The organism is Candidatus Villigracilis affinis (assembly GCF_016705895.1).
Lineage (GTDB): Bacteria > Chloroflexota > Anaerolineae > Anaerolineales > Villigracilaceae > Villigracilis > Villigracilis affinis.
In genome coordinates, this window is record NZ_JADJKT010000020.1 from 1 (window position 1) to 6,658 (window position 6,658).

General features: G+C 50.6%; 6 protein-coding genes. 1 reads left to right on the plus strand and 5 read right to left on the minus strand.

What is annotated here, in order from left to right; genetic code table 11:
* Positions 1-9 precede the first annotated feature (9 nt).
* A complete protein-coding gene (locus IPI86_RS08970; protein WP_345297663.1) occupies positions 10-591 on the minus strand; it encodes a transposase in 582 nt (193 codons plus the stop codon).
* Positions 592-705: 114 nt separating this feature from the next.
* Positions 706-2,544 carry a LysM domain-containing protein gene (locus IPI86_RS08975; RefSeq protein ID WP_345297664.1) on the minus strand — a complete coding sequence of 613 codons (1,839 nt, stop codon included), beginning with the start codon at positions 2,542-2,544 and terminating at the stop codon, positions 706-708.
* Positions 2,545-2,827: 283 nt separating this feature from the next.
* On the opposite strand from IPI86_RS08975, the gene IPI86_RS08980 reads away from it, so the two are divergent.
* Entirely contained in the window at positions 2,828-3,982 is a 1,155-nt protein-coding gene (locus IPI86_RS08980) for a patatin-like phospholipase family protein (protein WP_345297665.1), read from the plus strand.
* Between the two features lie 79 nt (positions 3,983-4,061).
* Here IPI86_RS08980 and IPI86_RS08985 read toward each other — a convergent pair whose 3' ends face one another.
* The 3 genes from IPI86_RS08985 to IPI86_RS08995 all read right to left on the minus strand — a co-directional run bounded on the left by IPI86_RS08985 (position 4,062) and on the right by IPI86_RS08995 (position 6,514).
* The gene (locus IPI86_RS08985; protein ID WP_345297666.1) at positions 4,062-5,222 is read right to left on the minus strand and encodes a DUF2235 domain-containing protein; all 1,161 of its coding nucleotides are present in this window, start codon (positions 5,220-5,222) and stop codon (positions 4,062-4,064) included.
* Positions 5,223-5,414: 192 nt separating this feature from the next.
* The gene (locus tag IPI86_RS08990; protein ID WP_345297667.1) at positions 5,415-5,792 is read right to left on the minus strand and encodes a hypothetical protein; all 378 of its coding nucleotides are present in this window, start codon (positions 5,790-5,792) and stop codon (positions 5,415-5,417) included.
* A gap of 170 nt (positions 5,793-5,962) precedes the next feature.
* On the minus strand, positions 5,963-6,514 hold the full coding sequence (locus IPI86_RS08995; RefSeq protein ID WP_345297668.1) for a hypothetical protein: 552 nt from the start codon (positions 6,512-6,514) through the stop codon (positions 5,963-5,965).
* Between the last annotated feature and the right edge of the window lie 144 nt (positions 6,515-6,658).

A 6,658-nucleotide genomic window follows, 5' to 3' on the forward strand; every position in this document is an offset into this window, starting at 1 on the left:
GCGGCAATCTCAATCCCAAAACAGATAATGCCGTAGTTCCTTTTGAGTCTTTTCGGGTGGGACATAATTCATCACAAAATCTTCGTAGGCTTCAGGCGTGTCAAAATTGATCTTCACGAATTCTCTGTCTACCAGATCGCCGTTTCGTTTGCCGATAAATTCCGCATAATTGGAATAATCCCATTGCTCGGGTCTCACGACCATCTTCGCTTCGAGCGGGTTTCGGTGAATATATCGGCAAAGATGAAGCAGATACTCGCTTCTGTCCACATGAATTGCCTTGAATGGACCCTCGAATAATGTTCCCGAAAGTTTGTATTTGGTGTTGAACGCCTTGGTGTAAATATTGAAAACCGCCTGTATGAATTGACTGATTTCAGTGTCCCCGTTTTGCCGCAGAAGAAAGTGATAATGATTATCCATCAGGCAATACGCGACCACAGTTATTGCGCATCTTTCTATTTCCTTTTTGACATACTTTAGCAGGAACTTGTAATCCCCATCGGTGCGGAAGATGTTGTTTTGATGCGCGCCGCGATTGTAGATGTGATAGTAGTTGTTTGGGAGGAAAAGAATTTTCCTTCGCGCCATGTAAATCTGCCTGTGATATGGGTGCGTCGCACCAGACTTAATGGGATTCTGCTTACCCGTAGATTTGTTTCATTAATCAGAAAGAATCTACCCGTCTGGTGCGACGCACTGAATTTATTGCTTCGCGATCGTGATACTGGCAGGCTGCGATGGCGCTGCACCTCCGCCTGAGGCGATGACCATATGCGAGAGAGTGGGGACAGCGAGATCGGCATCGGTGATGGTGTAGGAGGCGCTGCAGGTGAGGGTGGCGCCGGGGAGGATGGTGGCGGCGGCGTCACCGCAGTTGATCGGGGTTGCGCCGTGCAGTCCGCCAGTGATGGTGAATTGGGAGGGTCCCAAATTCACGCTGCCGCTGTTCTTGATGGCATATGTAAAAGTAATTATCTGACCAGCCTGCGTGTAGGTGAGCGGATTGGCGGCGATGGTCAGGGTCAGCAGTTTGGTGACTTTATTGATCGTGACGCTCGCAGCTTGTGACGGTCCCGCGCCTCCGCCTGAGGCGGTGGCTTGATGTGAGATCGAATTGAGGGTCAGGTCTTCCTGGGTGATGACGTACGCAGATGTGCACGTGATTGTTGCGCCGGGGGCAATACTTGCGGCCGCATCGCCACAATTCAATGGCGCAGCGCCGAGCAGTCCGCCGCTCACTGTGAATTGAGCAGGACCCAGATTCCCTGTTCCGCTGTTCTTGATGACGTAAGTAAAGGTAATGACTTGCGCCGCCTGATCATAGGTCAGCGGGTTGGCTGTGATGGTCAACGTCAATGCCTTGGTTTGTGTTGGCAGGGTTGTCACGGTGCCTGCGGAATAATTCGGGATCCTGAGTTTGATGACACTTCCCGTTGAGGTCAGGCTGGTGGTAGCGTTCGCCAATTGCAAAACGGTGGGGTCGGCGCTGTATTTTTGGCCAAGGATGGTCCAGGTATCTCCAGCTTGAAGTGTGTGAGAAACGAATGTGATGCAGGGCGGACCATAGAATTTGGAATAACCACCGGGATTATTCACGGTCAGGACTACCCCGGGCTTGATCTTGCTCGGGTCAGGAATCTTATCTTTGTTATCTGCGGCCAATTTGTTGGGGTCGACTCCGTAGCAACGAGCGATCTGCCATATCCATTCACCTTCGATGACCGTGTGCGAACTGCTTGAGGCAGATGGAGTGACCGTGGTGGCGCTCTTCGTAACAGTGGCTCCCACAGGGGGGGATGTGGGTGCGCCGCCGCCAGCCGCGGTTGCATTGGTTGAAAGGGAGGCCACACCCATGTCAGCTTGAGTAGTTGTATAAGTGGCCGAGCAGGTTACAGTCGCGTTTGAAGCGAGGGTTGCAGTCGCCTCTCCGCAATTGATGGGAGTCGGGATGCCCGTGTCGGTCACTGTGAATTGAGCAGGTCCCAACGTGGCAGCGCCGACATTTGTGATGACGTAGGTATACGTAATGGTCTGGCCCGCGCGGTCATATGTTGTGGGGTTGGCGGTTTTGGTTAATTTCAGGATCACAGGTGGAACGGTGGCGACCGTGGTGGTGGCTTGGTTGGAGTTAACGTTGTTCACGGTGGCCATCGCTGTGGTGGTGACGGAGCCTCGATCGAGGTCAGCCTGTGTGATGGTGTAGGAGGATGTGCAAACGACCGTTTCTCCTGGATCGAGCGAGGCATCCAGATTGCCGACAGTGATAATCTCGGGGCAGGTTGCGCCGGTCACGATAATTGGCCCGGGGGTGGATGCTGTGCCTGAGTTCTTGACGCTAAAAGTATATTTGATCACCTGTCCCACCGTATTGAATGGGACCGAGGTATCTGCCAGCATGCCGAGTTCTATGGTTACGACAGCGGGAAGGGCGGGGGTGGCTTGCGCAACTGCCGCATCAGCGGCGCCGCCGGTGAGTGAGCAGGATACCAGCAGCAGCATGGCAATGACAGAGCTTAAGAACGAACGAATTGTTTTTCTCATTTTGATTCCTCTTTTTCGTTAATGGTTGGCTGAATAAAAAATTGTAGAGGACGTTTTGATTGCTACGAAGAGTATAGCATTAATGAAGTGGCTGCGTCTGGTCTTTGCAGGGCTTCTTGAAGCCTTGACGCGTTGAAATTGCTTGCTTGATTGCGACTCACTGTTTGCCAGAACATATTATATTCTGGAGTTCTTTTGCAGGGTGGAGAGCGTAAGCTTTTCCAATTCGTGATTGACACACGCCTTAATTTGCCCTATAACCTATTAAACAAAGGAGCAGATCATGGATAGAATTCGGGCATTGGTACTTTCTGGCGGCGGCGGACGCGGCGCATTTCATGCGGGCGTTTATAAGTATTTGATGGAATCTGGCAAGCTGGGCGTCGACTCAACCCACACCGCCGCATGGGATCCGCAAGTTTTGGTGGGCACCTCCATCGGCGCGGTCAATGGCGCGGCCATTGCGCAGGGAATGTCTGCCGATGAATTGGTCAGGGTTTGGGAATCGCTTGAAGAAACAGACATCCAGGGCCTGCCCCCGGGCATGCGCGGACTCGCCCGCTGGTTTGCACGCAAAGCCTTCGGCGCGATCATGGATGCGAACCTGCCGCAGGTCCAACCACAGGATGCCACTTCGCCCATCCCCAAGGAATTCTGGCCGCCGCTGCCGATCACATCCAAATGGTGGGGCGAGCGATTGGTCGGTCACTGGATCAACCTGCTGGATACAGGTCCGCTTCGCAAGACCCTGCACACGCGTTTCAAATTCGATTCGAAGGAATTATCCAAAAGCGGGAAGACCCTGCTCATCGCCGCCACGAACGTGCAAACAGGGGAGCGGATCATGTTCAGCAATCGCGCGATTCAGCGACGTGATACCGGCGAAGCGCGGCAGGATGTAGTGACCTCGATCACTGCCGACCGTATACTTGCCTCCTGCTCGATACCACTCGTCTACCCGTGGACATTCGACCCCGAAACGAACGCATACTATTGGGATGGTGCGCTGGTGGCGAATACGCCCATCGGTGTTGCACTGGATGCCATGCGCGATGTTCCGATCGATGTCCCTGCTGAGATCGTGGTCGTATTGATGACACCGTGGTGGGAGAGCGGTGACCCTGTTCCGCACATCGCGCGCAAACTCCCCGAATCCTTTGGCGATGCAATCACCTGGACTCTCGATTGGATGCTGCTCGCTTCCTTCCGTGAACGTCTGCGCTTGATCAAAACCTTCAACGATATGGCCTTGCGCGAACGCGCCGAAGGCAAAGGTCCCTACAAGTACCGCGAAGTAAAAGTGATCATCGCCGCGCCCACTGACTTTCTCCCCGCCGAACGCATCATTGACTATGATGGGGATGTCTCCAAAGATTTAATTCAGCAAGGCTACGCCGCCGCGAAGAGAGCTTTTGAAACGGCCTTCAAGGAAGCGTAAGCCTATCGCCTGTGCGAGATGGATAACCCTTCCGCTTTTGTGTATCGGTGAATCGTGTTGTAGCAGGAATTTGGATTAGCTAGGATTTGTTTAGAAATTCCATCAGATTGGGCGGCTGATATTTGGGATTCGTATTCAACGCCATGCGCTCCATGACGCTTTCATCGATGGTTTCGTTGCCATATTTTGTCTGGCCGATCGGGCGTAGATATTTGCCCCAAAGTTTATAAAAGCCTGTTAAAGAGTTGCGCATGCTGCACTCTGGACGAGCATTGAAGTGCAGTAGATAATCCCAATTACATTCTAGCCCTACCAATTTTGCAGTGGCTTTTTTTACCATCCAGCGGAAGGCGTAATTCTCCAGGCGGTAGCTTCGATATTTTCCCGATTCATCTGGGATTCGGTCCGCGTTTAGAGAGCCGCCCACATTCGAATGACACCCGGCGAACCACCTTTGTTCAATGGTTTGGTATTCTGGTGGCGGTTCTGACGGGTCCCATAATGTTGCCTGGAAGGGGTAGCGCCATTCGTCGATTGCCAGTGCCTGATAGGCGAATTCCACCCTTGAGCTCAATTGCACGTTATGAAAGGCGTATCTTTGGTTGACACGGCGCGAGAGTGGACCATGGAAAGGCAGCCCCAACGCTCCTACGGTATCCCATACTCCAATAAACTTTATCTTCACCAGACGGGACGGATGATTACGTTTGCGAAATCCTTTTCCCTCACGAAAGATCGGAAGTGCCGGGTCATGATCGTCCAGTAGATAATGTTCGTAGGCTTCCGGGATGTAGTACGCATCATCCTTGGTCAATAGCCCGCAGCGATGTAACATCCCTGCCAGACTGCGTACCGTGAACGCGCCGCGGCTGAACCCGAACAGGAAAATTTCATCCCCTTCATCGTAGTTATCGACCAAAAATCGATAACAGTCCAGAATATTATTGGATAAACCCACCCCAAAGCCTCCCCCGATAAATTTGTCGTAGAAACCCAACCCCGTCCCAACCCCTGTGTCATAGTAGACCACTTGCGGCGTGTTGTCCTTTGCAGTGGGTTTGATGGCGCGTGCCATTTTTACAACGTTGGTCGGCTCACGGATCGGTTTGTTGTAAAGGATTTCCTGTTCAGGGCCAGGGATGGGGGATTGTGATCTTTCCTGCTCGGCACTCTTCTTATCTGTGTCGATTATATCGGGGGTGTCCCAGGTTCCGTCGGCGCAAATGATCAAACGTTTCATGAACATCTCCTATTTGATAAGCCTATAAGAACATACTACTGTTTTTATGAACTTTGTCAACAGGTATTTGGGAGATCAGAGAAAAACAAAACTCCATCCACATCGGAAGGAGTTTCTGTTTTTCTGTATACTTACATCCTTGCCAACAGACAAGATAAGCTCAGCCCCATTCCCTTAATGAAAAGACTTGTTTTAGGGCAGTTCTTTTGTTTTTTGGGCCTGTAAAATCCCTTGCAGGTCATATCCCATAAAAACCAGCAGAAAGATCTCGGCGATCTTGGCGTAATACCCAATGGCGGCTGTGGTTGCGAACAGAAAGGTCTTATCGCCAAGGATGACCCACAATAAGATCGTGAGCAGGGTATAGCCAGCAATGGACCAGTAAACAATATGATGCCTTTGTTGAAAGAACGGAATGGGAAGGAAGTATGCGGCCAGCAGGGCAAGCGACCCAAACCCGTTCAATACGATCGGGTCAAACCAGCCAAAGTAGGGGTAACACATAATGTGGAATGTTGCAGTGGCAAGGCTACTTACAATGATCCCATAATGCCAGTAATAAAGTATCATCCTTAAAACTCCATGTATTAGGTTTATGTACAGACGTATTTTTGATGGGAGTCTTACCCCGCTCCTGCGTGCCGTAGAGAAGAGAGCAGACTTTTTGATTGCTTGTGCTTACCAGGTGGAGTACGGACTGCCTGAATGATAGCCCCTGAAATTTTAGGCTTCTCTGGAAATTAAGTCCTAGCCGAAATCATTCGCTTTGTTTCGACAAAAATCACAATAATCCCACTTATAACCAATTCTGCAAAGATAATATAGAAAGCGCTTCGTTTGACTTGGGTAATAAAACTCGAAAAAGCCACAAGCCTTGATGAGAGAGATGGATGACTTTGCAGCAAAAACATGAACAATACATTTTCAAGCAAATCCGTGACAATGAACGTGATCGGGGCGGTGACAAGTATCATTTGCCAGCGGGGATTATGAAACGCTACCAACACGAACAAGATAGTTGCCAGACCGCCCAGAACTGGAAAGGGTGTGTCAATAAGCAAATCCCAAACATACAATTCCCTTCCCTGTTCTCCATAGGCATCAAATAACCTTTCAACGGTTGCGAGATCATATCCGAACCGCAGGTCAAGTTTGGGCTCACCGTTGGCGAGGTCTTGCAGAGGCTGATCGACTCTGCCAAGAATTATGGCATTGAGTATGAATAACGCAAGCACAATGAATGCGCTTTTCGGTGTGGCGAACTTTATAATTTTGGATAAAAATGTTTCCATAGGATTCCTCTGAATTGATATGTTTTAATTTTACCCGCTCTCACCTTGATGAAACCATTTTGTGGATGCTGCCCACAACAGCGGACAAGTTCTTCATAACCTCTTCATTCCGAAAACGGACGATCTCTAGCCCCATTCTACTGC